Origin of the sequence: Paenibacillus sp. DRB1-1, assembly GCF_052119485.1 — a bacterium.
Lineage (GTDB): Bacteria > Bacillota > Bacilli > Paenibacillales > Paenibacillaceae > Paenibacillus > Paenibacillus polymyxa_B.
Genome location: NZ_JBODQH010000001.1, coordinates 4,295,479 through 4,320,914 on the forward strand (window position 1 = coordinate 4,295,479; position 25,436 = coordinate 4,320,914).

Annotated in this window: 27 protein-coding genes; 25 read left to right on the forward strand and 2 right to left on the reverse strand. The window is 45.1% G+C overall.

What is annotated here, in order from left to right; translation table 11 throughout:
• The first annotated feature begins 88 nt into the window (after positions 1-88).
• Together ACQW03_RS19340 and ACQW03_RS19345 are read left to right on the forward strand one after the other, a co-directional pair.
• Positions 89-1,015 (forward strand): cell division protein ZipA C-terminal FtsZ-binding domain-containing protein, encoded by a 927-nt coding sequence (locus ACQW03_RS19340; protein ID WP_441951252.1) that lies wholly within the window; start codon positions 89-91, stop codon positions 1,013-1,015.
• An 11-nt stretch (positions 1,016-1,026) separates the two neighbouring features.
• Positions 1,027-1,737 carry a DUF1963 domain-containing protein gene (locus ACQW03_RS19345; protein ID WP_441951254.1) on the forward strand — a complete coding sequence of 237 codons (711 nt, stop codon included), beginning with the start codon at positions 1,027-1,029 and terminating at the stop codon, positions 1,735-1,737.
• A gap of 5 nt (positions 1,738-1,742) precedes the next feature.
• Here ACQW03_RS19345 and ACQW03_RS19350 read toward each other — a convergent pair whose 3' ends face one another.
• Entirely contained in the window at positions 1,743-1,916 is a 174-nt protein-coding gene (locus ACQW03_RS19350; RefSeq protein WP_233901755.1) for a hypothetical protein, read from the reverse strand.
• Positions 1,917-2,178: 262 nt separating this feature from the next.
• Between ACQW03_RS19350 and ACQW03_RS19355 the strand changes: the two genes are divergently transcribed.
• The 3 genes from ACQW03_RS19355 (at position 2,179) to ACQW03_RS19365 (ending at position 4,046) form a co-directional block, all read left to right on the forward strand.
• Positions 2,179-2,649 carry a DUF6097 family protein gene (locus ACQW03_RS19355; protein WP_441951256.1) on the forward strand — a complete coding sequence of 157 codons (471 nt, stop codon included), beginning with the start codon at positions 2,179-2,181 and terminating at the stop codon, positions 2,647-2,649.
• Between the two features lie 52 nt (positions 2,650-2,701).
• Entirely contained in the window at positions 2,702-3,169 is a 468-nt protein-coding gene (locus ACQW03_RS19360) for a hypothetical protein (protein ID WP_076293944.1), read from the forward strand.
• Between the two features lie 79 nt (positions 3,170-3,248).
• Positions 3,249-4,046 carry a hypothetical protein gene (locus tag ACQW03_RS19365; protein WP_071642149.1) on the forward strand — a complete coding sequence of 266 codons (798 nt, stop codon included), beginning with the start codon at positions 3,249-3,251 and terminating at the stop codon, positions 4,044-4,046.
• A gap of 29 nt (positions 4,047-4,075) precedes the next feature.
• Here ACQW03_RS19365 and ACQW03_RS19370 read toward each other — a convergent pair whose 3' ends face one another.
• Entirely contained in the window at positions 4,076-4,498 is a 423-nt protein-coding gene (locus tag ACQW03_RS19370; RefSeq protein ID WP_023989712.1) for a hypothetical protein, read from the reverse strand.
• A gap of 169 nt (positions 4,499-4,667) precedes the next feature.
• Between ACQW03_RS19370 and ACQW03_RS19375 the strand changes: the two genes are divergently transcribed.
• The 20 genes from ACQW03_RS19375 to licT all read left to right on the forward strand — a co-directional run bounded on the left by ACQW03_RS19375 (position 4,668) and on the right by licT (position 25,391).
• Positions 4,668-5,456, forward strand: a complete 789-nt coding sequence (locus ACQW03_RS19375; RefSeq protein ID WP_441951259.1) for a YwiC-like family protein — start codon at positions 4,668-4,670, stop codon at positions 5,454-5,456.
• Between the two features lie 14 nt (positions 5,457-5,470).
• Positions 5,471-6,586: a TIGR04053 family radical SAM/SPASM domain-containing protein gene (locus ACQW03_RS19380; protein ID WP_441951261.1), complete on the forward strand. Its 1,116-nt coding sequence runs from the start codon at positions 5,471-5,473 to the stop codon at positions 6,584-6,586.
• A complete protein-coding gene (hemG, locus tag ACQW03_RS19385; protein WP_441951263.1) occupies positions 6,570-7,991 on the forward strand; it encodes a protoporphyrinogen oxidase in 1,422 nt (473 codons plus the stop codon). The genes ACQW03_RS19380 and hemG overlap by 17 nt, the downstream gene beginning before the upstream one ends.
• 109 nt (positions 7,992-8,100) lie before the next feature.
• Positions 8,101-8,820 carry an iron-sulfur cluster repair di-iron protein gene (ric, locus tag ACQW03_RS19390; RefSeq protein WP_071642142.1) on the forward strand — a complete coding sequence of 240 codons (720 nt, stop codon included), beginning with the start codon at positions 8,101-8,103 and terminating at the stop codon, positions 8,818-8,820.
• 29 nt (positions 8,821-8,849) lie between these two features.
• Positions 8,850-9,701: a molybdate ABC transporter substrate-binding protein gene (gene modA / locus ACQW03_RS19395; protein ID WP_071642140.1), complete on the forward strand. Its 852-nt coding sequence runs from the start codon at positions 8,850-8,852 to the stop codon at positions 9,699-9,701.
• The gene (modB, locus tag ACQW03_RS19400; RefSeq protein ID WP_441951266.1) at positions 9,698-10,375 is read left to right on the forward strand and encodes a molybdate ABC transporter permease subunit; all 678 of its coding nucleotides are present in this window, start codon (positions 9,698-9,700) and stop codon (positions 10,373-10,375) included. The genes modA and modB overlap by 4 nt, the downstream gene beginning before the upstream one ends.
• Before the next feature lie 198 nt (positions 10,376-10,573).
• The gene (locus ACQW03_RS19405) at positions 10,574-14,248 is read left to right on the forward strand and encodes a nitrate reductase subunit alpha (protein WP_076293948.1); all 3,675 of its coding nucleotides are present in this window, start codon (positions 10,574-10,576) and stop codon (positions 14,246-14,248) included.
• Entirely contained in the window at positions 14,238-15,815 is a 1,578-nt protein-coding gene (narH, locus tag ACQW03_RS19410; RefSeq protein WP_023989704.1) for a nitrate reductase subunit beta, read from the forward strand. The genes ACQW03_RS19405 and narH overlap by 11 nt, the downstream gene beginning before the upstream one ends.
• The gene (gene narJ, locus ACQW03_RS19415; RefSeq protein WP_025718076.1) at positions 15,808-16,374 is read left to right on the forward strand and encodes a nitrate reductase molybdenum cofactor assembly chaperone; all 567 of its coding nucleotides are present in this window, start codon (positions 15,808-15,810) and stop codon (positions 16,372-16,374) included. The genes narH and narJ overlap by 8 nt, the downstream gene beginning before the upstream one ends.
• The gene (narI, locus tag ACQW03_RS19420) at positions 16,374-17,057 is read left to right on the forward strand and encodes a respiratory nitrate reductase subunit gamma (protein ID WP_028542277.1); all 684 of its coding nucleotides are present in this window, start codon (positions 16,374-16,376) and stop codon (positions 17,055-17,057) included. Before narJ ends, narI begins: the two co-directional genes overlap by 1 nt.
• A 45-nt stretch (positions 17,058-17,102) precedes the next feature.
• Positions 17,103-17,555 carry a GAF domain-containing protein gene (locus ACQW03_RS19425; protein WP_023989701.1) on the forward strand — a complete coding sequence of 151 codons (453 nt, stop codon included), beginning with the start codon at positions 17,103-17,105 and terminating at the stop codon, positions 17,553-17,555.
• A gap of 1 nt (position 17,556) precedes the next feature.
• Positions 17,557-18,621 carry a PAS domain-containing sensor histidine kinase gene (locus ACQW03_RS19430; protein WP_025718072.1) on the forward strand — a complete coding sequence of 355 codons (1,065 nt, stop codon included), beginning with the start codon at positions 17,557-17,559 and terminating at the stop codon, positions 18,619-18,621.
• A 7-nt stretch (positions 18,622-18,628) separates the two neighbouring features.
• The gene (locus ACQW03_RS19435) at positions 18,629-19,276 is read left to right on the forward strand and encodes a response regulator transcription factor (protein ID WP_023989699.1); all 648 of its coding nucleotides are present in this window, start codon (positions 18,629-18,631) and stop codon (positions 19,274-19,276) included.
• A 22-nt stretch (positions 19,277-19,298) separates the two neighbouring features.
• Positions 19,299-19,829: a hemerythrin domain-containing protein gene (locus ACQW03_RS19440; RefSeq protein ID WP_441951270.1), complete on the forward strand. Its 531-nt coding sequence runs from the start codon at positions 19,299-19,301 to the stop codon at positions 19,827-19,829.
• Between the two features lie 166 nt (positions 19,830-19,995).
• The gene (locus ACQW03_RS19445; protein WP_076293951.1) at positions 19,996-21,150 is read left to right on the forward strand and encodes a nitrate/nitrite transporter; all 1,155 of its coding nucleotides are present in this window, start codon (positions 19,996-19,998) and stop codon (positions 21,148-21,150) included.
• Entirely contained in the window at positions 21,143-22,162 is a 1,020-nt protein-coding gene (locus ACQW03_RS19450) for a ThiF family adenylyltransferase (RefSeq protein ID WP_071642130.1), read from the forward strand. The genes ACQW03_RS19445 and ACQW03_RS19450 overlap by 8 nt, the downstream gene beginning before the upstream one ends.
• A gap of 85 nt (positions 22,163-22,247) precedes the next feature.
• Positions 22,248-22,688, forward strand: a complete 441-nt coding sequence (locus ACQW03_RS19455) for a molybdenum cofactor biosynthesis protein MoaE (RefSeq protein ID WP_104496230.1) — start codon at positions 22,248-22,250, stop codon at positions 22,686-22,688.
• Positions 22,685-22,918, forward strand: coding sequence for a MoaD/ThiS family protein (locus tag ACQW03_RS19460; RefSeq protein ID WP_441951273.1), 234 nt, complete (start codon positions 22,685-22,687; stop codon positions 22,916-22,918). Before ACQW03_RS19455 ends, ACQW03_RS19460 begins: the two co-directional genes overlap by 4 nt.
• Before the next feature lie 37 nt (positions 22,919-22,955).
• Positions 22,956-23,972 carry a GTP 3',8-cyclase MoaA gene (moaA, locus tag ACQW03_RS19465; RefSeq protein ID WP_441951275.1) on the forward strand — a complete coding sequence of 339 codons (1,017 nt, stop codon included), beginning with the start codon at positions 22,956-22,958 and terminating at the stop codon, positions 23,970-23,972.
• A 585-nt stretch (positions 23,973-24,557) separates the two neighbouring features.
• Positions 24,558-25,391, forward strand: a complete 834-nt coding sequence (licT, locus tag ACQW03_RS19470; protein WP_013311326.1) for a BglG family transcription antiterminator LicT — start codon at positions 24,558-24,560, stop codon at positions 25,389-25,391.
• Positions 25,392-25,436: the final 45 nt, after the last annotated feature.

A 25,436-nucleotide genomic window follows, 5' to 3' on the forward strand; every position in this document is an offset into this window, starting at 1 on the left:
TATTTTGTGCTTGGTGAGTTATAGTTTAATATAGATTGAGAATTATAGGAAACTGTAAAGTGAAAACAGCTAGTTAGGAGAGAGATTCATGAATTTACCTGAACATGGGAGTGAGGATGTATCTATCATCCTTGCCGTGGAGATAGAACATGAGCCTGTGAAGACCATAAAAGGAATCCATCAAGTGGAGCCTGACTCTAATATCTATTGGCTGATTGACGTGGAATTCAGCGGTTTTACGTTATCAGATGAGGATATTTTGCAATTGCTTAAGGGGTATATCGTGTATGGACATGTGCATGATTTGCAGATATGGACTAGTGTGGGGCGCAGACCGGCAGGCGAATGCCATTTTGATAAAATCTGTATTTGTATGGATATATTCGATAATGTAGAGATGCAGGTTCGTTTAGATGAAGCCAAGGTTGCAGACTTTATGAACACACTGCCAGCACGTTTTCAGGAGAAGGGCACTGTTCATGTGCTTCCTCGGGAGGATGCTGCCCATGCACGTGCAAAAGGGGAAAAGCTTAAAGCATTTACAGATCAGGAAGGTGAAAGGGAACATGCTGTCCTGCTTAGGCTGGTAGCGGATCAAGGCCAATCTTACCGTGGAGCGGATATCTGGGATGTCATGCTGAGTCTCGGAATGGAGTGGGGAGATATGGATATTTTCCATGCACACCATCACGGGCCGGGAGGCTATGATGAACTATTTAGCGTACATACGGGAACCGAGCTAGGCTTTTTTTGGTTGAGTACACTCGCTGAGGATCGCTTTGCCGATTTGATTTTCAGTATGGATGGGGTACGAACCGTGCAGCCGCAAACTGTGTTTGAGGCGATGTGGAAAAGTGCCGAATATGCACGCGCCAGACTTGGCGGGACATTAGTGAATGAACAGGGTCTGCCAGCTGTACCGGAAGATTATCTGCGCCAGATTCAAGAGATGGAAGACCGCTTAAGTGAGTTTGGTTTTAAAGCAGGCGAGGATGTTGTTGCGTTTCTATTCTAGATTAGAAAGGAGTGGTTTCGTTGTCCAGCAACGCTATTGAGAAGCTAAGAACGATTCTAAAACGTAAAGCTACTATTTTTCATACAGGGGGTCGTAGACCGTCCGGTTCCCTTGATCAGAGCTGGATTGGTAGAGTTACAGTGGCTTTGCCAACGGAGGAGCAACCCATTGATGTACAGGGGAATGTTATGGCTCCGATCATGCAATTGTATTTGCCTGCCTTGCCCTTTGTTCCTCCGGCTATGCACAGTGTCAAGCTGTTGACGGTCTTTCTGTCTCCCGATGTACTAGATCATGAGGACATGGAAGGATATATGTGTATTCGTGAGTATACGTCGGTAGAGGATTTGGTCGAAAAAGATTTTGGTCCGGCATTTATGCAAATCAAGGCGTCCCCGCTATTCCCTGAGCTCAAAGAGAATGACTATCCGGTCTGGGACGGTGAAGACATTCCTGAGGAATATGGCGATGCCCTCAACCATATGGACGAGGAGGAACCCGACTATTTTGAGGACATTGTAGAGGAAATATATGCGGTTCACAAAATCGGTGGCTATCCCAGCTTTATTCAATCGGGCATTGACTTTGGCGAGGGCTATGAATTTGTGTTTCAGATTACGTCAGACGCCAAAGCCCAATTGAATATTGTGGATGGAGGCAGTTTTTATTTTGCGAAGCATCAGAATGAAGGAGCCTGGCGGGGTTACTTTGATTTTTACTGATAAGCTCACTTAGAGAGCAGTCTGGAACCGATCGTTTTGTAGAGCATGGTTCGAATACTTTTGAGCCTATCAAAGTTTTCCTGAAAAGTAACTCCGGCATGCCGCTGTAAGCCTTCTTCGAAATCCTTTTTATAACGGAGCATGGCTTCCGGGTAAAGGCCAATAAGATTTGATTCCATGTCGGAAAGGCTTCATGATGGGACCACACCTCCAATGTTTCCAAGGCAATCATCATGTAGCACCACTGGATGGCTTGGGAATATGATGGCTTTCAGCCAGGTAGAGTTGGTGATCAACAGACTGCATGCCCAATCCTCCTTCTGTTTAATAATAATAGACCATTATACCTGATTATTGGTTTATAGTCTTCCATACATTGCCATGTTCGGTATGACCCTATATACTCATAAACTAGATACTATTGAAGTGGAGTGAAAAGATATGAATGTTTTAGGTCAGCTGGGATCTGCTATCCAGAGTAGTTTATTTATTCAATCCGAATTGAAGAAAGCTCATGCATTTATTCAGAAGCACGATCTGCCTGTAGAGCAGGTGGAAAATGATTTTCACAAGCAGATCATCGCGCTGGAGCAATATGCTGGAACTCGCGTTTTTCAGCGAGGGCTTGCCAAATACAAAGTAATCAATGCAATGCTTATGATCATATCTGTGATTATATTGCTGGCAGCAGGCATCGTTGCGGCGGTAGAATATTTACAACCCGAACGACATTTGCTGCAAGTGGTGGCGAATGCCATGTTTGACTATTGGGTTCCCTCTATCACTTTGCTCAGTGTTGTATTTGTGGCTGTGATCGTTCTTGCCATCGTTAGAACTGTTTATGCCAAACAATTACATACGCGGGTGCTAGATCGGGCCTGGCAGGCCATTTTCAATCATGTGAACAAATGAGGGCAGAGAGCAACTGTAGGAGATTGGCATACTAGCTGAAGGAGTGGCAGCAATGAATGACTGGGAATCGGGAATCATTCAGGTCGATGGTGATCGTGCGATTTACTCATCTTTAACAGAAGATCAGTTGTTAGAGGCCGATTGGTATTCGAAATATTTTCATTCTGTAAGAAAGCTAGGAAATGAGTATATCTGGTATCATTTCGATCAGGTTTCTTTGCTGCGTCGGCATTTTTTTGTGTCTGTATGCTTTAAGGATACAAGCCTAGTTGTCGTGGAGATTTCGCTCCAGGGCGATGAATTTCCAACTTCGTGGGATAATTGGTCTGAGGAAGGGGAGAGAAAGCGGCAAAGGGAGCATGATCGTTTGTTACAGCAACATTTGTCCGTGAAGCCAAGCTATCGTCAAACCAAACCTTACCCCTATATGGAATATGAACTGAGCTGGGGGAAAATCTCTTCTTATTTTGACCCCCGGTCAGGAAATACGGCCATTGCTTTTAAGTATAAAGATGAATAGCAATCTTACATAAAATGCACTACAACCCTGCGCTTTGTATTGGAGGTGAAGGGGTTGAGATGAGTAAGGGAGATGTTTTGTGGATAAAAAGGCAAAAAAAATACTGATGAACACATTCTGGTCCTCCAGCGGCTGGAAGCAGGAGCGGGGATCTTTTTCGGGTGAGGATTTTGAATATGCCAAAAGTAAGGGCTTGATGTTCGATCCGATCACCATTACACATAACGAGATTATAAACAGGTTACATGAGCTACACCAGCAAAAGGCTACAAAAGAACGAGTGGCAGCAGCATTTTTGCATAGTCTTTCCACGAAAAAGGTTCATTTACGAAGCGCCTTATCGAGCTGGGCATTAACCGCAGGGCTTCCTTTGCACAGCTATGGTGAGCGGCCTGTTGTCTTGCCCAATTACAGTAGCTGTGGGGATTGTAATTTTAATAAAATGATGTCCGATCAGGAATACGTCAATGAAGATTTGAATGTACTGAATTTTGAACGAATCAAATGGGGCGGTATTCGTCTGAACCACCTTCTGTATTGCTGGATGGACCTTGAATTGTTCAGTCAAGAAGAGGATGCTCAGGTTTCCGATGAGGATCTAGCTATACTCCATAACATGCTCGAAGCTGTTCAGAACTGTGATGCTCAAAGTAGTGCGCGTCAATTGGAAAAGCGCTGGAAGGATGTGTTTCCATCCAGCAAAAACGAGCGTGATGTAGTCATGGAGGTGTGGGGATATGCCGGACTGCTGGTCCCACAGGACACGCCTCGTAAACGACAGAACGGCAATCATGATTTTTATTCCGTAGCAGCTTGGCAAGGAGATGACGGATACTCACAAGAGGCGTTGGACTATTTCTTTGGAACGTTTTTATAGAGAAAGTGAATCGTTATGTCCCATCTTGATCATGACGGTTCCTCAAACAACAAACGTTCTTCTTCCCGACTATGAATAGCATTGACAACCAGAAGTGCATGGAACTGCTGTAGAACTTCAGGCGTAAGCCCTTCTTCACGGATCCCGGCTTTGAGCTCTTTTACAATGATTCGGAGCAGGTCATGATCCCGTGTAAGTTTGACGACAGCCTCCTGCAGTTCCGGTTTTTTCTCGACCTTTTCCTGATAGAATCCTTCCTCTTCTGCATCAGCATGGCTGAGAATGCGGGTTTCCCAATATTCGATCAAGTGGTCGGCAGCCTGGCGCGCCACCTTGAATTCTTTTGCTTCGAGTAATTCTTCTACTTCTCTCGTCTTATCTAGAGCGCCAGTTAGCCCGCCTTGATGAATGGCATGATGAGCATGCAGTTGACGTAAAGAAGGTCCTCCCATAATAGTTCATCCTTTCTTTGAGCCCTTTTTTAGTACAGTATAGCATAAGAAAATAGCGTTATTTTTCCGGTTAGGATTTTCCCCCCTAAGGAAAAGGGAACTCCCTAATTGGTTCAATTTCATATAATACTTAGAATGAAGGTAGAAGATAAAACTCAATCTTGGGGGAATGGATGATGAATCGATTAACCAAAATAATAGACATAAAAAAGATTGTGAAAAAAGGATCAAGGGTTTGAAGGGTATGAGCAGATACATACCTAATCAACATGGAGCCTGGGCCATGCTCATTCTTCCATTTTTATTCGGTTTAGCTGCTTCTCGAGGGGAACTCATTCATATACCCCTATTTGTGTGCTGGTTTTTTATCTACTTATTCAGTTTTCCTGTCCTCCAATGGATCAAAACAGGCAGCAGTGCAAGATACCGCAAACCTGCCGTTGTATACGGGGTGATATTACTTCCTTTGTTAATTTCACTGATATGGTTTGAGCCTGGCTTAATCTGGTATGGAGTTCTTCTATTGCTCTTTTTTATGGCTAATATTTATTTTGCAAAAACGAAAAATGAACGGGCTTTACTCAATGATATTGTTGCAATTCTACTCTTTTGTTCTTTTATATACCCCGTTATTTATATGGGGGGAGGAGAGGATTGGGGAGTAGCAACAGAGCTATTCTTGCTTTTGGTGCTTTACTTTATCGGAACTGCTTTGTATGTCAAAACGATCATTCGTGAAAGAAAAAATATACGTTACCATTATGCTTCCATCATCTATCATTTGGTGATTTTGTTGTTTGCTACTTGGTTAAAGTTACCTCTGGTTATTCCTTTTTTGATTTTTTTGATACGAGCCATATGGCTTCCTAAACTCGGATTAAAGGCAAAACAAGTTGGCATGGCGGAAATTGGATTTTCAATGATGCTCTATGTTTTTGTGTTGTTTTTATACTTCTAAAAGGAGAGACATCAATGATATCTTTGAAAACGCCGCGTGATTATCATATAGATCCGTTTATAGTCATCTGGGAGGTTACACGAGCTTGTGCTTTAAAGTGCCTTCACTGTAGAGCGGAAGCTCAGTACAAACCTGATCCTCGCCAGCTGACATTAGAAGAGGGTAAGAAACTGATAGATCAAATTGCTGAAATGAATCATCCGTTGGTTGTATTCACAGGCGGAGATCCTTTAATGCGACCTGATCTGTTTGAACTGGCTCGATATGCAATTGAAGAGAAAAATCTGTCGGTTTCAATGACCCCCAGCGCCACCCCTAAAGTGACACGAGCAGCGGTAGAGAAAGCAAAGCAAGTTGGGTTATCGCGATGGGCGTTTAGTCTGGACGGTTCATGTGCAGACATTCACGATCATTTTCGGGGTACAGCGGGTTCTTACGATACGACCATGCGAGGAATTGGTTATTTAAAGGAACTGAATATCCCTATTCAAGTGAACACTACGGTGTCCCGGTACAATCTTCATGATCTGGAGCAAATTGCAGAAAGGGTAAAGGAAATGCAGGCCGTGTTATGGAGTTTATTTTTCCTTGTTCCAACCGGACGTGGCATGGAGAAAGATATGATTACTCCTGATGAGCATGAAGCCGTAATGAAATGGTTGTATCAAATACAGCAACAGATGCCGTACGGTGTGAAGGCTACGGAAGCTCCTCATTACCGGAGGGTCGTACTGCAGCAAAAGCACAGAGCAGGTGAGAGCAGTGTAGCAGACGGACAAAAGAGGGCAGATGTTTTAGGACGTGCTCCTAAAGGCGTAAATGATGGAGATGGATTTGTTTTTATTAGTCATATCGGCGAAGTATACCCGAGTGGTTTCCTACCTCTTAAGTGTGGGAATGTACGAAAGGATAGCCTGGCAGATATTTATCGCAACTCTCCGATCATGATGAATCTTAGAGATAAGTCCCTACTTAAAGGTAAATGTGGAGTCTGTGAATTCAAGGCCGTCTGTGGGGGCTCCAGAGCAAGAGCTTTTGCAATAACAGGAGACTATTTGGAGAGTGACCCTTATTGTGCTTATATACCCGGGGTTGGAGAGGAAAAGTGTTTTCATGAAAAAAAGTTCTAAAAAAGTCGTTATTCTCGGTGGAGGAATAAGCGGTTTAAGTGCTGCCTTTTATGTGAAAAAGCTGGCTGAGGATCGGCAGCTTGAAGTGGAGATTACACTGGTGGAGAAAAGTGAACGTCTGGGAGGAAAGCTACAAACCGTTCGCCAAAACGATTTTATGATCGAAAAAGGACCGGATGCTTTCTTGGCCAGAAAGACGGCAATATTGGATTTGACTATGGAGTTGGGGCTGGAAGCAGAGCTGGTATCGACAAACCCGAAAGCCAAATCTGCTAGCATTTTGCATAAGGGCAAACTTCATACGATGCCGATGGGCTTCATTCTGGGCATTCCAACAAAGCTCACTCCCTTCATTCGGACAGGACTTATTTCTCCGCTGGGAAAAGCACGGGCGGCCCTGGATTTAATCATTCCGGCAAAGAAAGGTGATGCAGACGAATCTCTAGGTGATTTTATCAAACGGCGTCTCGGCAAAGAAGTTCTGGATCAGATTACAGAACCTCTATTGTCTGGAATTTACGCTGGAGATACACATTCTCTGAGCCTCATGTCAACCTTCCCCCAATTTAAACTAATGGAACAAAAGCATGGAAGTCTGATTAAGGGTATGTCTAAAGGGGCGGGAAGAAAGCCAGCAGTACAAGACAACCTGCCTGATATCGCTAAGAAAAGTATGTTTCTTTCTTATCGGCTAGGATTATCTACAATCGTGGAGCGGCTAAAGGAAAGGCTGGATACCGTACGTTTTGTTATGGGGCAAGGTGTAGTTGAAGTAAGGAAAGAAAACGGTTATCAGGTCATTTTAGAACATGGACAAAAAATAGATGCGGATGCGGTGATTTGCGCTGTTCCAGCTTTTGAAGCGGCTGCATTATTTTCCGGCGTTGCAAGCGCTAGCTGGTTACACAAGATTCATTATGTTTCCGTAGCCAATATTGCCCTTGCTTATAAAAACACAGATCTTAATTTTGCTTTTGAAGGAACGGGATTTCTAGTCCCCCGCAAAGAAGGCAAAAAGATTACAGCATGTACTTGTTCTTCGACGAAATGGAGCCATACTGCTCCTGAAGGATATACACTTTTACGGACCTATATCGGACATGCAGGCGCACAGGAGTGGATTCAGATGACAGACAATCAACTTGTGGATGCCGTGCGCAAAGACTTGAAAGATTTAATGGGCCTGGAAGCGGAACCGGAATTCGCCGAAGTCAGTAGGTGTGATCGATCGATGCCGCAATATCCGATTGGACACAAAGAGCATATGGCGAAGGTGAGGCAGGACTTCGCACAGGATTTACCGGGTGTTTTTCTATGCGGAGCTGGCTATGGGGGCGTTGGAATTCCAGATTGCATCGCTCAAGGGAAAGAAGCGGCTGAACAGTTGCTTTCTGATTTTTTATAATCAGGCTCTTTCCACTAGTGAAAGAGGGAACCCCCTGATTGGTTCAGCTTTAAGGGAGACGTAGAATGAAAGTTGAGCATAAAATCGAAGTAAGATGGAGGAATGGAAGATGAGCCAGTTAACGGAAGAAACATGGGTGGCGGACATTGTGAAAGCAGTACCCAAAACGGGAGATCTGTTCCGCAAACTGAGGATTGATTTCTGCTGTGGAGGGAAAATATCGCTCCGTGAAGCAGCAGCCAATCGAGGCCTCCACGCTGGTGAACTGCTGACGCAGATACATGAAGTGGAAGAAAAGCAGGCACAGCATAAGCAAATGCAACCTCCTTCACTCGAACCGAAAGAACTAATCGCCTATATTCAAAATGAGTATCATACGAAGCTTCGGGAAGAACTATCGGCGTTAACGCCGTATGTAACCAAACTAACGCGGGTTCACGGCGAACGTTATCCGCATCTAAAGCGGGTTAATGAACTGTTCACCTTGCTTAAACAGGAATTATCGGAACATATTCAAAATGAGGAGGACCTTGTGTTTCCGATGATTGAAGCATTTTTACAAGAATCAACAGTGGAACGAGCAGATGCATTAAATCCCACTTTATCCAAGTTGCAAGACGAACATCAAACAGTGGTGGAATTCCTGAAGGAAATGCGTTTGATCACAAACGGCTTTGAGCCAATGCAGGAAGCTTGTGGTACGCACCGACTCGTATTGAAGCGGTTAGAAGACCTGGAAGCAGATATTTTTAATCATATTCTTCTTGAAAATTGTACACTAATCGAACGTACAAGACAGGCACAGCTAATAGCGAAACCCATTAATTGATGATGAACGAACATGAGGAGCCGAACCAAATGCATAAATTAATTAAAAGTAGCACTGTTTTCGTTTTGGTTATTTCCATCATTTTATTATTATCAGGATGCGGTACGAAACAACAACTAGATTCAAATGTTGACAGCGCTGGTAAGAATGGATCTTCCAGCCAGACATCTTCGAAAACGGCTGAAACTATTGAGCTTACCATATCCGCAGCAGCAAGTTTAACGGATGCGCTCAAAGAAATTCAGCATTCATACGAATCAACCCATACAGGCATCAAATTGAATTTTAACTTCGGCGGCTCTGGTGCGCTGGAAAAACAAATTGAGCAAGGAGCGCCGTCGGATTTGTTTCTGTCCGCTTCGACCAAAAACATGAAGTCCCTTGTTGATCAGCAGCTAATAGATACGAAAAAACAAAAAACGTGGCTGACGAACGAATTGGTCGCGGTTATCCCTGCAGACGGGACGATGAACATCGCGAGTGTAACCGATTTAACAAAAAAAGAAGTAAAGAAAGTTGCGATCGGAATTCCTGAAAGTGTCCCTGCGGGCAACTACGCACAGGAAGCGCTGACGAAAGCGAAGCTTTGGGACACGTTACAGAGCAAGCTGGTTCAAGCAAAAGACGTTAGACAAGTGCTGCAATATGTGGAAACTGGGAATGCTGATGTCGGATTTGTATATAAAACAGATGCGTTGACTTCACAGAAGGCAAAAATCGCCTTTGAGGTGGATTCCAAAACCTATTCACCTGTTCAGTATCCAATCGGGATTGTCAAAGCTTCAAAGCACATTCAAGAAGCCGAAGACTTTTATGCATACCTACAATCGCAAGAATCTCTGAATATTATGGCTAAGTATGGATTTACCATACCGAAGTGAGCGTGCAAGATATAGATTGGAATGAATATTGGCCTCCTATCCGATTATCGTTGCAGGTTGCACTGTTATCCAGCGTTCTGGTAATCATATTAGGCTTGCTTGTGGCATGGTCAATGTCGCGGTTAAGATTATTTAAAGGGAAAACGGTCGTTGAAACCGTACTTATGCTGCCTTTGGTACTCCCACCAACGGTTGTTGGTTTTTTACTGCTCATATTACTTGGACGAAAAAGCGGGTTCGGACGTTTTGTGGAGCAATGGTTTGGAGAACCTATTATATTCTCGTGGTGGGCTGGGGTTATAGCAGCGGTGGTAGTGGCTTTTCCTCTTGTCTATCGGACGCTGGGAATGGGATTGTCTTCTGTTGACCGGGACTTGGAAAACGCGGGACGTTCGATGGGTGCAAGTGAATGGCAGGTTTTTCGATATATCACCTTCCCTTTAATTTTCCCTTCTTTTAAGGCTGCCTTTATACTCGGTTTTGCCCGCGGCCTGGGCGAATTTGGTGCTACGCTGATGATTGCCGGAAATATTCCGGGTAAAACACAAACAATTCCGACGGCCATTTATATTGCGGTGGATGCTGGTCATCTTCCTATGGCCTGGGCGTGGACATGCTCTATCATACTCATTTCTTTTATCATGCTCCTGTTAACGAACCAAAAGAACAATTAACTACTTCATACAAGCTTCCCTTTAGCAGAGGGAGGCTTTTTTGTATCTTTCCATAGAACGAGGGATTTCCTGTAGCGCTATAGGACATTCCCTAATGGGAACAGAGATGAATGAATTACATAATGAGAGTAAGCGAATGAGTCTTCCCTTGGAACTTGCGTTGGGATGATTCCTTCTAAAAAGGAGTGTTGGTCATCGATGAAAAAAAAATACAACCTCAACTTTTTTAAACCGATCGAAAGCTATTCGGGAAATTGGTCAATCCTTGAGGAAAAAAATAGAGAATGGGAAAACGTGTACCGTCAGCGTTGGTCTCACGACAAAGTGGTTCGGACGACTCACGGAGTGAACTGCACCGGTTCCTGTAGTTGGAAGGTTTTTGTAAAAAACGGCATCATTACCTGGGAAAATCAACAGATCGATTATCCCTCCTGCGGTGTAGATATGCCAGAATTTGAACCGCGCGGATGCCCGCGTGGGGCTACATTTTCCTGGTATGAATACAGTCCATTACGCGTGAAATATCCTTATATGCGCGGCAAGCTGTTGCGGCTTTGGCAGGCAGCCATCCAGGAACATGCCAATCCGGTGGAAGCATGGGCAAGCATTGTGGAAGATCCGGAGAAAGCCAAGCTCTACAAAGCAGCTCGCGGAAAAGGCGGTCATGTCCGTGTCGCTTGGGACGATGTCCTACGTTTGATCTCGGCGCAACTCATCTATACCATTCGTAAGTATGGTCCCGACCGGATCGCGGGCTTTACGCCAATTCCGGCGATGTCAATGATAAGCTACGCTTCAGGAGCACGATTCATTTCGCTTCTCGGTGGACAGATGTTGAGTTTTTATGACTGGTATGCCGACCTTCCGCCTTCATCTCCTCAAATTTGGGGTGAGCAAACGGATGTACCTGAATCTTCTGATTGGTACAATGCGGGTTACCTGATTATGTGGGGATCGAACGTACCGCTTACCCGGACGCCAGACGCTCATTTTATGACGGAAGTACGATATAAGGGAACAAAAGTCGTATCAGTGGCTCCCGACTTGGCGGAGAATGTGAAGTTCGCTGACAACTGGCTTGCACCACATCCGGGTACAGATGCTGCCATAGCCCAGGCTATGACGCATGTTATTTTGGATGAGTTTTACAGAGAGCGCCAAGAACCGATGTTCATTAACTATGCCAAACAATATACGGATATGCCGTTTATGATTCTGCTTGATCCGCACGAGGGAGCTTGGAAAGGTGGACGTTTTCTACGGGCGAGTGACCTGGGCGATGTTTCGCCGCATGCGGACTGGAAGCCAGTCATATATGACGAAGCGGCGGGGGAAATGCTGGTCCCGAACGGTACGATGGGACAGCGCTGGGAGCAGGATAAGAAATGGAACCTGATTCTGGAACGGGAAGACGGAACAAAGGTTGAGCCCGCGCTCACTGTGGAAGGCCATGGCGAGCAATGGGAAGAAGTCGTATTCCCTTACTTTGATAACGCGGGTAATGGAACGTTCAAACGTGTAATTCCAGCCAAAAAAGTACGCTTGGCAGATGGCTCGGAACGTTACGTAGCAACCGTGTACGATTTGATGATGAGCCAGTACGGTGTCGCACGCAATGACAGCTCTCATAACGCCAAAAATTATTACGACGAAGCTTCGCATTATACCCCTGCCTGGCAGGAGAAGATCACAGGCGTGAAGGCGTCTGTTGTGGTACAGATTGCTCGGGAATTTGCCCAAAATGCTATCGATACTAAAGGGCGCTCCATGATTATTATGGGTGCGGGTATCAACCACTGGTTCAACAGTGACACGATCTATCGGTCCATCTTGAATCTTGTCGTGTTGACTGCTTCCCAAGGCGTAAACGGTGGAGGCTGGGCGCATTATGTTGGTCAAGAAAAGCTTCGCCCAATCGAAGGCTGGTCAACGATTGCCTTTGCAAAAGACTGGCAAGGGGCGGCTCGACAGCAAAATGCTACATCGTTTTTCTACTTTGCAACAGAGCAGTGGCGTTACGAAGAAAGTGGAACAGACACCTTGAAGTCACCGATTGGCGGGGATGTCAGTTACAGACATCCAGCAGACTACAACGTGCTCGCAGCGCGTCTGGGTTGGTTGCCTTCTTATCCACAGTTTAATAAAAACAGTCTACTGTTCGCCGAAGAGGCTGCGCAATTAGGCAAGAAGTCCAACGAGGACATCATTAATCATTCTGTGGAAGAGATTAAATCACGTAAGACACGCTTCGCTGTAGAAGATCCTGGGGCAGCCGAGAACTTCCCGCGTTCACTCTTTGTTTGGCGGTCAAATCTGATTTCCAGTTCGGCAAAGGGACAAGAGTATTTCATGAAACATTTACTTGGAGCATCTGATGCCCTGCTTGCCCGGCCGAATGAAGAACAGAAGCCTGAGGAAATCGTCTGGAGAGAAGATGTAGAAGGAAAGCTTGATTTGATGGTTGCACTTGATTTTCGGATGACAACAACTCCATTGTACGCGGACATCGTGCTTCCGGCGGCAACCTGGTACGAAAAAACAGACTTGTCGTCAACAGACATGCATCCTTTCGTGCATCCGTTTAATCCGGCTGTTAATCCACTGTGGGAATCCCGCGCGGACTGGGATATTTACCGCCAGCTTTCCGAAGTCTTTTCGGATATGGCAAAAGAGTACCTGCCAGGAATATATAAAGACCTTGTGACTGCGCCGCTCGCACACGATAGTATAGGCGAAATTTCACAGCCGATGGGTCTTGTAAAGGATTGGACGAAGGGCGAGATTGAAGCGACTCCGGGTAAAACCATGCCGAATTTCAGCATCATCGAACGCGATTATACTAAAATTCACGATAAATTTATCTCACTCGGTCCTAATTTGACTACTGGGAAAGCAGGTGCGCATGGCGTCAGCTTCTCCGTAGCGGACGAATACGAGGAAATGAAAAAGTTGAACGGAGTTTATTACGATGAGTCCATTAAAGATGGACTGCCCAAAATCCAGACAGCTCGCCAAGTGGCCAATGCAATTCTTCACCTTTCATCCGCGACTAATGGACGGGTGTCGCAAAAGGCTTATGAGCAGGCAGAAGAGCTTCACGGTGTGGAACTCAAAGACATCTCGGCCGATCGGGCAGCGGAAAGGATCACTTTCCAAAGTATCACGGCACAGCCGCGTGAAGTTATACCGACACCGGTATTCACTGGATCGAACAAGAAGGGACGCCGCTATTCACCATTTACAACGAATATTGAACGTCTCGTTCCGTTTCGTACTTTGACGGGAAGACAGCATTTCTATATTGATCATGAGATTTTCCAACAATTTGGGGAATCATTGCCGATCTACAAACCGACGCTGCCGCCGATGGTGTTCGGCCCTCGCGACCGGGAAATAAAAGGCGGGCAAGATTCACTTGTGCTTCGTTATCTGACACCGCACGGTAAATGGAATATTCACTCCACCTATCAGGACAACCAGCACATGCTGACACTGTTTCGCGGAGGTCCTACGGTGTGGATCAACAACGAAGACGCAGAGGCACATGATCTGGCTGACAATGACTGGGTAGAGGTATACAACCGTAATGGCGTCGTAACCGCCAGGGCCGTTGTCAGCCATCGGATGCCGAGAGGAACTATGTTCATGTACCATGCTCAGGATAAGCACATTCAAGTGCCAGGCTCTGAAATCACGGATACACGCGGCGGTAGTCATAACGCACCAACAAGAATTCATCTCAAACCAACCCAGATGGTCGGTGGATATGCTCAGCTTAGTTATGGATTCAACTATTATGGTCCGATCGGCAACCAGCGTGATGTGTACGTTGCGGTACGTAAAATGAAGGAGGTTAACTGGCTTGAAGATTAAAGCTCAAATTGCCATGGTCATGAATCTGGATAAATGTATTGGCTGTCATACGTGCAGCGTGACATGTAAAACAACCTGGACGAACCGCAAAGGTGCGGAATATATGTGGTTTAACAATGTGGAAACCAAACCTGGTATCGGTTATCCGAAGCGCTGGGAAGACCAGGAATTATATAAAGGGGGCTGGCAGCTCCGCAAAGGGAAACTGGAACTGAAGTCAGGCAACAAGCTGTCCAAGATAGCACTGGGTAAGATTTTTTACAATCCAGACATGCCGGAAATGAAAGATTATTATGAGCCCTGGACTTACAATTACGAGCAACTGACCAACGCCGGAGAACAGAAGCATTCACCTGTGGCACGCGCGCATTCTGCGGTAACAGGTGAAAAAATGGATTTGGAGTGGGGTCCAAACTGGGAAGATGACCTGGCGGGTGCTCATGTAACCGGTCCGCTTGATCCAAATATTCAGAAAATCGAAGAAGAGATTAAATTTAACTTTGAGAAGTCGTTCATGGTGTATCTCCCACGGCTTTGCGAACATTGCCTAAATCCAAGCTGTGTCGCGTCATGTCCTTCGGGCGCCATGTACAAACGGGACGAGGACGGAATCGTGCTCGTCGATCAGGAAGCCTGCCGCGGATGGCGATATTGCATGACGGGCTGTCCATACAAAAAAGTGTACTTCAACTGGCAGACGAACAAAGCGGAAAAATGTACCTTCTGTTTCCCACGTGTGGAAGCTGGCCTGCCGACAGTCTGCTCCGAGACATGTACAGGACGAATTCGCTACCTCGGCGTTATGCTGTATGACGCGGATCGGGTGCTTGAGGCCGCTTCTACGCAGGATGAGAAAGAACTTTACAAAGCGCAGTGCGACCTGTTCATGGATCCAAGTGATCCGGCAGTGATTGCTCAAGCGAGAAAAGACGGTATCTCGGAGGACTGGATCGAAGCAGCGCAGAACTCGCCGGTCTACAAGCTTGCCATTGAGCACAAGCTGGCGTTCCCGCTTCATCCGGAATACCGCACATTACCTATGGTCTGGTATGTGCCACCACTTAGTCCGATCATGAATTACTTTGAAGGGAAAGACTCGATTGAGAATCCCGATATGATCTTTCCGGCTATCGAAGAGATGCGTACCCCCATTCAGTACCTTGCCAATATGCTGACGGCGGGCGATACGCAAACCGTGAAGGAATCCTTGCAGCGAATGGCTATGATGCGCTCCTATATGCGTGCCCAGTCCACAGGACAATCTTTCGATGAAAGCCGTCTTGAGCGCATCGGCATGACACCTCGGCAGACCGAGCAAATGTATCGACTTCTGGCGATTGCCAAATATGAGGACCGTTTCGTCATTCCGACATCGCATAAAGAAGGATATTCGAACCCGTACCGAGCTCAAGGATCTGCTGGTTACGGCGATACCATGGGAAACATGGGTTCAGGCTCTGGATGTGACGGCTGTAGTCTGGCAAGTTCAATGGGGATGGAAGAGCCCTTGAAAACGGGCAAAGAAATGTATGAAGAAAACTTCTACGGGGGTATTTGGCGTGATTAATGTAGCGAAGCTGTATGAATGCAAGCCATCATTCGGGTTTTTCGCCCAGCAACTCATGTACCCGGAAAAGCTGGATTTTCATCCGGCTTTTCTGGAAGCATCGTTTGATGCAAACCATCCGGCATATACGTATGCGAACACCTACTGGTCCCTTATGCAAGAGTTCAGTATGGAAGAGATTCAGGAAATGTATACAGAAACCTTTGATTTTCAAAAAAATTGTGCACTATATATGACTTACTTTAAATTCGAAGATGCAAAAGAACGCGGACAAATGTTGGTCAAGTTAAAGGTGCTATACGAGATGTATGGTCTTGAAATGCCAGATGGAGAGCTGCCAGACTACCTTCCGCTCATGTGTGAATTTTTGTATGCCGCCGAATGGTCGCAAGATCCGAAGACGACAGAAAACTTCCGCATGCCAATCGCGATCTTGGAAGACGGCACATATCATTTGCTTAAAGCGCTGGAAAAAATGGAAAGCCCGTATTTTCATTTGGTGAAGGGACTGCGCGAAACGCTTAAAGTTTGCGTAGAACAGGAGGCAGCCGCGCAATGATGATGCTAGAGCAGTTTTTATGGGTTATTTTCCCTTATATGTGCGTGGTGGTCTTTATTGTAGGGCATATTTTCCGCTATAGAAACGACCAGTTCAATTGGACAGCAAAATCAAGTGAGTTTATTGAAAAAAAACAATTGATGATCGGAAGTCTCTTATTCCACCTGGGTATTATCCCGGTTATTATGGGTCATGTATCCGGTCTGGGCATACCAAAAACCTGGATGCATGCACTGGGTGTAAACGATCATCTGTATCATATTGGAGCAGTTTATGTTGGTGGAATATTTGGAGCGATGACATTCCTCGGTATGTTGATTCTTACCTCTCGTCGTTTTACAATGCGCAATGTGCGCCGTTTAAGTACAGCGTCTGATTTGATTGTAAACGTATTGCTTTTGGCCATTGTATGCATGGGGATGTTCGCGACTCTCGTAACGAATGCGGTACAGCCGGAATTCGATTATCGGGAGACGATCTCGATCTGGTTCCGCGGTTTATTCATATTCCGTGTTGACCCGACTCTGATGAGAGACGTACCGATGTCTTTCAGGCTTCATATACTTATGGGCTTTGCGATTTTTGCATTCTGGCCGTTTACCCGGCTTGTACATGTGTGGAGTGTTCCGTTGAATTATGTGCGCAGAAGTTATATCCTTTACAGAAGACATAAATCGAATTAGGAAAGCGGGCTCTGCCTTCTTTCCTAATTCTATTAGGAGAGAGCGATGAATAATAGGATGGATTATCAAAGGGAGCTTGAGCGAATACGCGAACATTTCGGTTATGATTTCATGGCGCTTGCTCTGGTTGAACCGGCCGAATATCAATACGTTATTAAATGGAAAAATGCAGCCGGTAATTTAAATGATCGCTTTAAGCGGATTGTGCTGCAATCCGGTAAGGGCATAGCAGGAATCGTGTTTAAAACCGGGAAATCCGTTTTCATTCCATCTATTTATCAATATGTGGGGGCAGACAACCTGTTTAACTATCCGATCGTTCAATCCGAGAAGCTCAAGAGTCTCGGGGCTGTTCCCCTATGGAATGATGCTCGCGTCGCGGGCGTACTGCTTGGTGGATTTCGGGAAGAACAGCTCATGACCGAAGCCATGATGCGTGATTTGGAAGCCTTGGCGCATAGGGGAATTGGAGAGTTGAACGGGAAGGAAGTGATGTGAATTGACATTGTCTTTAGGGACTGGCTCTTTGAGTGCGCTAATGGTGAAGTTGTTTGAGAACAGTACGGAAGCCATTTTCTTTTTTGATAGGCAAGGGAATACCCTAGCCATGAACCCGGCAGCAGAGGAGATTGTGGGCGATGACGTCCTCATTCAACTCTATGAAGGGAAGGAAAGAGCTTTATGTGGAACATGCAGGGGCTATACAAGCGAAACGGAGCCCCGTACCTGCCTTGACTGTTATTTCAATATGCCAGAATCCAAGGATTTCGCTTCTTTTCAGGTGTATCTGGAAACGAAGAGCAACGGAATGGTTCCCTATGCCGCTTCTTTTCACACCATTGATTCTGAACATGGAACACGGGTGTTGATGTTGAGAGACTTGACTCCGCAATTTCAGACGCAGGAAAAATTGTATCAAAACAAAATGATGAAGCATGTCATTGAAGCGCAGGAAAATGAGCGCAAACGGCTTTCCAGGGAACTGCACGACAGTGTGGCCCAGGAATTGATGAGCGCGGTTGTTGAACTACGGGTGTTAAAATACATGACGAATGATGAACAGCTCATCAAAAACATGAAGCAGACTGAAGCATCCATGACGCGATTGTTGGATGATATCCGCAATCTGTCTGTGGAACTACGCCCCGCCACACTTGATGATTTTGGGCTTGAAGCGGCATTTCGTTCCCACTTTAAGAGGGTTGAACAAAGCTTTGGTCTGGTAGTTGAATTTGTGTCGGATCTTTCCCAAAAGCGATATGGAAGTGAAAAGGAAACGGTCATTTACCGTGTCTGCCAGGAGGCTGTTCTCAATGCCTTGAAGTACGCCCAGGTAGATATGGTTAAAGTTTCTTTGACTGAGCACGATCATACACTTCGTTTGACTGTAGAGGACGATGGAATTGGCTTTGAAAAGGGGAGCAAGCCTATTGGAACGGGATTAGGTTTATATGGCATGCAGGAGCGAGCAGAGCTGGTAGGCGGAAGTTTTGGCGTCCTTTCAAATGTTGGTCAGGGAACCAAAGTCTTTTTACAAATTCCGATTGGCCAAGAGGAGGAATAGAGACTTGATCAAAATTGTGTTAGCGGATGACCATGCTATTGTACGAAGCGGATTTTCCATGATTTTGAACTTCCAATCGGATATGGAGGTTGTCGGAACGGCTGCGGATGGCATTGAAGCGTATACGATGGTAGCTAAATATCGTCCGGATATTCTAATCATGGATCTCAGCATGCCCCCAGGCGAAAGTGGATTGATCGCTACAGGCAAAATTAAAGAGGACCACCCTGATACTAAAATTCTGATTCTGACCATGCATGACGATGAAGAATATCTTTTTCATATTTTAAAGAATGGTGCTTCAGGATACGTTTTGAAAAATGCTCCAGATGAGGAGCTATTGCTTGCTATACGAACCATTCATGGGGGTGGGACTTATATCCATCCTAAAATGGCTACTTCTCTCGTTCGTGAGTTCATCAAAAAAGATACGACGTCACAATCAGAAGATCCTTATGAGATCCTGTCCAAGCGGGAACTGGAGATTCTGCCTCTGGTCGCAAAAGGTTACGGTAACAAGGAAGTTGCGGAAAAGCTGTTCATCTCTGTCAAGACGGTGGAAGCGAACAAAGCGAAAATCATGGAGAAATTGAACTTAAGAAGCCGGCCTGAACTGGTCCAATATGCATTAAAGAAAAAGATGCTGGATTTTTAGCCGATGAATGGAGGAAATCCGCGTGCTGGAAAATGAGAAACTGCGCTTTTCCAAACCTGCCATGCGTATTCTTGAAAATGAGCATCGCTATCTAACCTATCTGATGGATGAATGGCATGTCATTGTATTGTGGTTTGAGCAGCACAGAATACTAGATTTGGAAGAAGGCCGCAAGCAACTGGAAAAGCTGAGAATGCAGATTAACGATTTTAGGGTACCCCTCAAGAAACATACCGAAAAGGAAGAAGAACACTTCTTTTCTCTGCTAGGAGCCTACATTGGTTTTGAACAGGGACCGCTCGTCGGTATACAGGAGGAGCACCGTGAAATAGAGGGCTATATCGATCATTTTCTTTATCAGACGGAGGGCGATCTGAGTTTGCTCACGCTTGATGAGATTCAGGAGGCGACCAAGAACGCGGGGGAGGCCTTCGAAGTCCTGACTGTACATTTTATAAAAGAAGAAGCCGTACTTTTTCCTATGGCAGAGCAACAGATCAATCGGAATGATCTGACCAAGTTATGTGACAAATTAAATACGCTTATCTCTTGAATTGACCAAGCCGCTTCCTATAGAAGCGGCTTTTTATATTTTCAGGGAGTCCCCTGTCAGGTAAAGGGGAGTCCCCTATATTCGAATGGATGGGCTAGCGGCTACAATGGGGACAGAAAATTCAAATCAATAATTCGACAGAAAAAACGTTGAAAAGGTGAGTTAAATGATTAGAAAAATGCAGTTGCCGTTACAAACATTGAACTTGATTCTTGGATTCATGGTATGGGTTATCATTTCTTCTCTTATGCCGTTCATTACGGAGGATATTGCTATTCCACCCGGAAAATTGGCCATGGTCACGGCAATTCCAGTCGTGCTTGGTTCGATTCTGCGCATTCCGCTTGGTTATTATGCCAACATCTTCGGAGCAAGAATCGTTTTTCTCGTTAGCTTTATTTTGCTTTTGTTTCCCGTCTACTATATCAGTGAAGCTTCTACGATGATGGATTTAATTATCGGTGGCTTGTTCCTTGGGATTGGGGGAGCTGTGTTCTCGGTTGGGGTGACTTCGCTGCCGAAGTATTATCCAAAGGAAAAGCATGGGTTTGTAAATGGGATGTATGGCATAGGAAATTTGGGAACAGCCGTCACTACCTTCTCGGCCCCTATTGTGGCTACTCAAATTGGCTGGGCCCCTACAGTGAAGCTGTATCTCATTCTGCTGCTTGTTTTTATCGTTTTGAATTTCTTCTTAGGGGACCGTCATGAAGCTAAAGTAAAGACGCCCATTATGGAACAGATTAAAGGGGTTTACAAAAATGAAAAGCTTTGGTTTTTCTCGCTCTTTTATTTTATTACATTTGGCTCATTTGTAGCGTTCACGGTGTACTTGCCGAATTTCCTGGTATCGAATTTTGAGCTGAGTAAAGTGGATGCAGGGATGCGTACAGCAGGCTTCATAGCGATTGCCACTTTCTTCCGCCCTATCGGTGGCTGGCTGGCAGATCGGTTTCAGCCCCTTTTCCTGCTGGTAGGTACGTTCTCTGTTTATACAGTCGCTGCGATTCTTTTGGCTTTTTCACCAGGGATTACCCTTTATACAGTAGGCTGCTTGGCGATCGCTGTATGTGCTGGAATGGGGAACGGCGTTATTTTCAAGCTAGTTCCATTTTATTTTAATAAACAGGCAGGCATAGTTAACGGAATTGTATCCATGATGGGCGGTCTCGGTGGCTTTTTCCCTCCGATCTTGTTGTCGACGATTCATGCCGCTACTGGCCAATATTCCATTGGATTCATGCTACTCTCCCAAGTGGCGCTGGCTAGCCTGATCCTCGTTATATGGCTGTATTATCAAGGGACACAATCTAATGAATGAACGTTATTCTAGACAGATCTTATTTAGACCTATTGGTGGCGAAGGGCAGCGTAATTTATCCGCTGCTGTCGTCACCATTATCGGTTGCGGGGCACTGGGTTCCGCCATTGCCGAAACACTGGTAAGAGCGGGCGTTGGGGAGCTTCATCTTGTTGACAGGGATTATGTAGAGGTGTCGAATCTGCAACGGCAGCAACTGTTTACGGAGCAGGACGCCGCGGAAATGCAGCCTAAGGTCATGGCAGCCGAAAAAAGGCTGAAAGCCATACGAGAAGACGTGAGGTTGCACACATATCTCGATAACTTGGATGCCGAGCTTGTTCAAGAACTTGCCAGCAAAAGTATATTGCTGATGGATGCTACGGACAATTTCGAAACTCGTCTGCTTATCAACGATGCTGCACTGAAGGCAGGAATTCCATGGATTTACGGAGCCTGTGTTGGAAGCACAGGCGTTGTTTTTCCATTCGTGCCGGGCGAGTCAGCTTGTTTACGCTGCCTTCTGCCATCGCTGCCTGCGATCAATCAGACCTGCGATACGGCTGGAATCATCTCGCCTGCAGTCCAGGTGACAGCAGCCCTCCAATGTGCAGAAGCCATGAAGTGGCTGAGCGGCAGGCGTGATAAGATGCGCCACAAGGTTCATCTATTTGATCTATGGGAGAACACGCAGATGGACATAGGGATTTCCCGCATCCGTAACCAAGAATGTCCAACCTGTGGAGAGCATCCTACGTTTCCTGCACTGACAGCATCACGTCGCTCGGCGTATGCGGCTCTGTGCGGACGGAACGTGGTACAGGTTCTTCCAGACCCACATCGTCCAATCACGCTTGATGATGCAGAGAAAATGGGCAGGCTTATAGCAGATCGTGTAAAAAGAACCCCTTATTTCGTTGAATTTTATGCTTTTAAGCATCGAATGATTTTATTCAAAAACGGAAGGCTTCTCATACACGGTGTACGGAGTGTTGCCAACGGTCAAAAACTATATCATCAGCTGTTCGGTTAAATGAGATGTAGATACAAAAAGCAGAAACATTTAAAAGAGTCTGTCACCGGAGAGTGGTTTGTCCGGTGGCTGGAAGGTGGAAAAGATGAGTGTATTTGAAATCGTAACGGAGCCCATTATCCCGCAGGCTTATGCGGATTATGTCCTAAGGCCGGAAGCAGGAGCGGTGACTATTTTTACAGGGCACGTACGAGAATGGACTCAAGGCGTACGGACCTTATACCTTGCTTATGAGGCCTATGTCCCTATGGCTCAAAAAAAACTCGCAGAGATTGGTCGCGAAATCGAACAGAAGTGGGAAGGAACGCGAGTGGCGATCGCGCACCGCATTGGCGAGCTTCAAATCGGTGATATCGCCGTTGTCATTGCTGTTTCTTCACCTCACCGTTCGGATGCGTATAAGGCGAATGAATACGCGATCGAGCGAATCAAAGAAATAGTTCCTATTTGGAAACGAGAGATTTGGGAAGATGGAACGCAGTGGGTCGGAGATCAAAAGAAAAAGCCAAGGGGAGATCAGTCATGATTAAGCTGTACTATTTTGCGGGACTCTGTGAGGTGACGGGAAAAGCAGAAGAATTGGCAGATTTGGCGGGCCAAACGGTAGGCGATTTATCCAATTGGATAACAGATCAATATCCAGATATGCCGATCAAGTCTGTGCGAATTGCGATAAACGAGGAGTATGCGTTGTCTACGGATGTATTACAGGATGGAGACATTGCAGCTTTCATTCCCCCAGTCAGCGGCGGCTAATGATAACGATGCTAAACAACTAGAAAGGAGGGGGCGTATGAATTTTCATCCACTGAAAGACAAGTTGCAGCGGCCGATTCGTGACCTGCGTATATCGGTTACAGACCGCTGCAATTTCCGCTGTTCCTATTGCATGCCTAAAGAAATTTTCGGTGACGATTACGCCTTTCTTCCCCAAAATGAATGTCTGTCGTTTGAAGAGATTCACCGGCTGACGAAGCTCTTTGTATCCCTGGGTGTAAAAAAGATCCGACTCACGGGCGGCGAACCATTAATGCGCAGGAATCTACCCGACCTGGTCTCCCAAATCCTGTCCATTGACGGAGTGGAAGATGTCGGCTTGACCACCAACGGTGTGCTGCTAGGACAGCAGGCTAAGCCTCTCTATGACGCGGGGCTACGACGGCTTAATGTCAGTCTGGACGCTCTGGACCCCGAGCTATTTGGACGGTTGAATGGGAGGGGGATTAAGCCTGATGTTATTTTGAAGCAGATCGAATATGCAAGAGAAATCGGCTTTGAAATCAAGGTCAATATGGTAGTTCAAAAAGGCGTTAATGACTCGCAGATTTTGCCAATGGCCGCTTATTTTAAGGAGCAGGGAATAACCCTTCGCTTTATCGAGTTTATGGATGTAGGTAATGACAACGGATGGAGCTTCAACAAGGTACTAACCAAAAAACAAATCGTTGAACGGCTTAAGAATGCTTACGAGCTGGAGCCGATGGATCGAGAATACTTTGGAGAAGTGGCAAAGCGTTATCGATATAAAGACAGCGACGCACAGATTGGTTTTATTACTTCGGTTTCTGAATCGTTTTGTTCGTCTTGTACACGTGCCCGCTTATCGTGCGATGGCAAGTTTTATACATGTTTGTTTGCTTCAGGCGGATTTGATCTACGTCAGATGCTTCGTAATGGAGCGAATGACCAGGAATTACTCGATGTGATTACTTCAGTATGGGAGCAACGCACAGACCGGTATTCCGATGAACGTACGGAGCAGACAGCCAACAACAAAAAAAAGATTAACATGTCCTACATTGGTGGCTGACATTTTATACCATGAGAATGTGTTGTATTTGATGTGGTTGCCTCGAAAAAGAAAGCGTAAACATTTTTGTTGGCAAAACTTAAATTCGATGTTATTATGATCTTGGGATTGTTACTGAAAAGGCAAAACCCGAGGCATGGAATTAGATTTCCATGTGTTGGGTTTTGCCTTTTCTTTTTAGAATACAAGCTTTACGATATCCTGCATGATATGAATATCTGGCCAGCCATAACGCAGAAAGGTGAGTGATATAAAGCCTTACAAGTGCTGAACAACAAAGATGATGACGTCGACCAACGAATCGACATCCAAAAAATGATGTCATAGGACGTGGTTAACCGACTATATTCATTTTCAAAACGGAATATCAGATCGGTTTGGAAGCACTCAAGATCATTCAGGGAAAACGTAAGGCTTTGTCTCTTATTATGAATGCGTTTTCATAACACGAAATTGTAAATCAATACATTTGAATTTGATTTACGACGAAGGTTTGATCGGCTATTACCGTCTTGTGACCTATCTGAAATTTCGCCCAGCAACTAAATCCTTTTTTAAATTTGATGGGATAAGGGGGGCAGTTAGATGATCATAACGAAGATATTTAATAACAACGCCATAATAGCCAAAGATCAAAAAAGAGATGAATTTGTTGTTATGGGTCGTGGTATTGCATTCAAAAAGAGTGCAGGTGAACAAGTAGAAGAGCATCTAATTGAAAAGGTCTTTGTGCTTAAACATAAAGATGCTTCAGAGAAATTCAAGTTATTGTTAGAGGATGTTCCATCAGAATATGTTTCGTTATGCTATGACATCATTGAATATGGAAAAAGCATATTAGAAGCACAATTGAGCGATTATATATATGTTTCGCTTACGGATCACATGAACAATGCATTTAAAATGTTTGATGAAGGGTTTAAAAATGCAAATCCATTAATTTGGGAGATTAAAAAATTTTATCCCAAAGAATTTGCGGTTGGATTAAAAGCACTGGAGTTCATTGAAGACGAAACAGGCAAACGATTGTCAGAAGATGAAGCAGGTAATATTGCTCTTCATTTAATAAATGCTCAAGTAAACAGCTCCTACAACAAGGTAGCAGATGTTGCTCAGCAAACTCAAAAAATACACGACATCTTGAATATTATTAAATACTCTTATAATACCACCATAGATGAACACTCGATCAGTTATGAGCGATTTATTACACATTTAAGATTCTTCTTTCAGCGATTAAATAAAAAAGAAAAAGTAGAACTGGAAGACGATTTTTTGTGGAGGCAAGTGAAAACAAAGTACAAAAAGGCTTATGGCTGCATGCTGAAGATTGAGAAATACTTGGATATGGTATTGTCAGATGAGGAAAAGCTGTATATAACGATTCATATTCAGCGTGTGACCCAAAGACAAAATTGAATAACTCTTGGATTGTTACTGGTAATGCAGGCGAAACCAACCTAG